Source organism: Saccharomonospora iraqiensis subsp. iraqiensis, from assembly GCF_000430445.1.
Taxonomy (GTDB): Bacteria; Actinomycetota; Actinomycetes; order Mycobacteriales; family Pseudonocardiaceae; genus Saccharomonospora; species Saccharomonospora iraqiensis.
Map to the genome: position 1 here is coordinate 33,951 of NZ_KE387112.1, position 3,435 is coordinate 37,385.

The 3,435-nt window shown below is 72.2% G+C and carries 4 protein-coding genes; 1 reads left to right on the top strand and 3 read right to left on the bottom strand.

What is annotated here, in order from left to right:
* Nucleotides 1-44: 44 nt before the first annotated feature.
* Nucleotides 45-179, bottom strand: a complete 135-nt coding sequence (locus ACTIR_RS27725) for a hypothetical protein (RefSeq protein WP_267879497.1) — start codon at nt 177-179, stop codon at nt 45-47.
* Nucleotides 180-283: 104 nt separating this feature from the next.
* Nucleotides 284-1,387 (bottom strand): magnesium/cobalt transporter CorA, encoded by a 1,104-nt coding sequence (corA, locus tag ACTIR_RS0116930; RefSeq protein WP_026455174.1) that lies wholly within the window; start codon nt 1,385-1,387, stop codon nt 284-286.
* Nucleotides 1,388-1,856: 469 nt separating this feature from the next.
* On the opposite strand from corA, the gene ACTIR_RS0116935 reads away from it, so the two are divergent.
* Entirely contained in the window at nt 1,857-2,972 is a 1,116-nt protein-coding gene (locus ACTIR_RS0116935; protein WP_007025441.1) for a DUF2332 domain-containing protein, read from the top strand.
* A gap of 135 nt (nt 2,973-3,107) precedes the next feature.
* On the opposite strand, the gene ACTIR_RS23940 is transcribed toward ACTIR_RS0116935, so the two are convergent.
* Nucleotides 3,108-3,435 (bottom strand): NUDIX hydrolase (locus tag ACTIR_RS23940; RefSeq protein WP_065388602.1); only part of this gene is annotated, 328 nt, incomplete at its 5' end.

Here is a 3,435-nt window from a genome sequence, read left to right on the forward strand (position 1 = left end):
GGCCGCCCGGTGCCGTCCGGCCGTGGGCGGGCGCGGCACGCCGGTCACTGCGCGACGAGCGCGAACTCCGGGGCGATCGCGATGGTGACGGTCACCGCGACCACCCACGCCAGCGCGGCGGCCAGGGCCCAGAACTTCAGGTCGGTGAGCATCCGTGGCATGGCGGTACTCCTGTTCACGGTCGGTCTCCCGGGCGGCGCGGTGCGGCCCGCACCGGCGGGGGAGGCGGATCGGCGCTCGGTCCGGTGACGACGTCGTCACCGTCGTCGGGGGCGGGAGCTGGTCAGAGCCAGTTCTTCTTGCGGAAGACCCGGTACAGCGTCAGACAGACGACGAGGATGACCACGATGATCATCGGATAGCCGTACCGGAGTTGCAGTTCCGGCATGTACTCGAAGTTCATGCCGTAGATCCCGGCCAGCGCGGTGGGCACGGCGATGATCGCCGCCCACGCGGTGATCTTGCGCATGTCCGAGTTCAGCTGGAGGGTGATCTTGCCGAGGGTGGCGTCGACCAGGGTGGTCAACAGTTCGTCGAACGCGGTGACCCGTTCGGACGCGGTCGTGACGTGGTCGTGCACGTTGCGGAAGTAGGAACGCACCTCGTCCGGGATCAACCGGGTGTAGCCGTCCGCGAGCTTGCGCAGCGGGGTGGCCAGCGGCTGCACCGCGCGCCGCAGTTCCAGCACCTCGCGCTTGAACAGGTAGATCTGTTCCGAGGTCACCGGCGTCCGCGGCGCGAACACCTGGGTCTCCATCTCGTCGATGTCGTCCTCGATGCGCTCGGTGACGTTGAGGAAGTGGTCGACGACGTGGTCGGCGATGGCGTGCAGCACCGTGGCCGGGCCCGCGGCGAGCCGTTCCGGGTCGGCGTCCAGCTCCCGGCGCAGGTGCGCCAGGCCCGCGTGGTTGCCGTGCCGGACGGTGATGATGAAGTCCGCGCCGAGGAAGGCCATCAGCTCGCCGGACTCGACGATCTCGTTGGCGGTGGTGGGGGAGTCGTGCTCGACGTAGCGCACGGTGCGGAACACCATGAACAGCGTGTCGTCGTAGCGTTCCAGCTTCGGCCGCTGGTGCGCGTGCACGGCGTCCTCGACGGCGAGTTCGTGCAGCCCGAACGTGTCGGCGATGCCCTGGATCTGCTCCTGGTTCGGCTCGTGCAGTCCGATCCAGACGAAACCCTCGCCGCGGGTACGGACCTCGTTGATCGCCTCGGTGTGCGTCCAGACACCGGGCAGCCGGGCTCCGTCGACGTAGACGCCGCAGTCGACGACGTAGGCCGCCGGTGCGGGGACGGCACGGCGGGCGGAGCGGGCACCGCGGTTACCGCGGCCGTTGCGGTTCGCGGCCCGGTCACGCAGCGTGCCGAGCGAGGGGATGGCAGGCATGGAGTCTCCTGGCGGGTCGCGTCGCGAACGGGGACGACAGACACGCGCCGACGTCCCGCCCCGGGCCCGCCGGATGCTGCTCAGTGCGACCGCATCCGGATCCCGGCCGAGGTGGGTACGCCGGCGGAACTAGGAAGTGGACTGTCACCACTACTCATCTGCGTCCTCACCTCCTCACGGTCGGGGTCCGGTCCCGGCGCCCGGATGCGCCGGAGGACCAGCCTACCCCCCCGGTCCCGGGGAGTATCGCCACCGGGCGGTGTGCGTTACCACCGGTGCCCGCCGGAGTCGCGTGCGGCACACCGATACCGCCGTCGTGTCGCGCCGCCGTTTCCGCGCCGGGCGGCTACGGTGGCGGGTGAGTGCGGTGGACGGATCCGCGCCGCGGACCGACCACGATCGGATCTCGCGAAGCGTGTCGACGGTGAAACCCGAGGAGGCGAACAGCCGGTGCACCCGGCGGCTGCCCATGAGTGATTCCGACACCACGACCGAACTCGAGCGGCGGTTCCGCCGGTTCGCCGCCCACGAGGCCGCGGGCCTGTCCCCGCTGTACGAGCACCTGGCCGCGCGTGCGGCGGACGACCCGGACGTGGCCGGGCTGTTGTCCGCCGCGTCCGACGACGACGCGCATCCCACGCTGCTGCTGGCCGCCGCGCACCGGCTGGTCCAGGCGGACCCGATCCACCCGGTGTCGCGGTACTACCCGTCGCTGGGCGGGTTGGACGGGGTCGACGGCGACACCTGGCCGCTGTTCCGGGAGTTCGTTCTCGAACGCGCCGACCGGATGCGGGAGCTGATCTCCACCCGCTTCACCCAGACCAACGAGGTCCACCGGGCGTCGGTGCTGTACCCCGCCGTGGCCGCCGTCGCGGCGCGGGTGCGCGGCCCGGTCGGGCTGGTCGAGGTCGGGTGCAGTGCCGGCCTGCTGCTGGGGATGGACACCTTCGCCTACCACTACCTGTGCGACGGGGGCGAGCAGCTCACCTCCGGTCCCGCGAAGGCCGCGGTGGGGCTGCACTGCGCGCTCACCCTCGGCGAGGGTGCCGCGCCGCCCCGGCTGCCGAAGAAGCTGTCCGTCAAGGCGCGGGTCGGGCTGGACCGCAACCCGGTGGACGTCTCCGACGAGGACGAGCTGGCGTGGCTGGAGGCCTGCGTGTGGGCCGACCAGCCGGACCGGATCCGGCTGCTGCGCACCGCGGCCGCGGCCCAGCGTCGGATCCGGCCCGAGTTGCTCGCCGGGGACGCGGTGGCCGACCTGGCCACGGCCGTGCAGCGGGTGCCGGAGGAGCTGCCGGTCGTCGTCTACACCAGTTACGCGCTGAAGTACCTGCCGTCCGAGGAGCAGGCGGCCTTCGTCGCCGCGCTGGGGGAGCTGGCGGCCCGGCGTCCGTTGTGGTGGGTGGCGGCCGAGGAGTACGAGTCGGCCCTGCGGCACGTGCTGCCCGACCGGGACGACCTGTCCTACGCGCACACGGCGCGGATGACCCTGAGCACCGTCGCCTGGGAGAACGGCACCCCGCACCCCACGCTCCAGGCCCAGGCCGGCCCCCACGGCCACCGCATGACCTGGCTCGCCTCCTGACCCCACGGGTGTGCCGTGAAGGGCACCTTCCCTGCGTGTGACGCAGTGAATGTTCCCCTCGCTGCGCTGAACGCAGGGAAGGTGCCCCTCACGGGTACGCCGGGACCACGCCGGGACACAGCGGGGCGGGGGCGTTCAGGTGGTGGGGAGGGCGTCCCACTGTCGGAGGGTTTCGGTGAGGTGCTCGGTGAGCAGGCCCGTGCGGTCCAGGGTGTCGAGGGTCGCGCGGTTCACCCAGCGGGCGTCGTCGGCGTCGTCCCCCGGGCGTAACGTTCCGCCCTCGGGAACGCACCGGTAGTCGACGATCCGGTACTGCGCACGGGTGACGCTCCCCAGGAACACCCCCGGCCGCACCGTCAGTCCGGTCTCCTCGCGCAGCTCGCGCACCACGGCCTCGGCGTCGGACTCGCCGGGCTCCACGCGCCCACCCGGCAGCGACCACAGGCCCCGCGCGGGCGCCCGG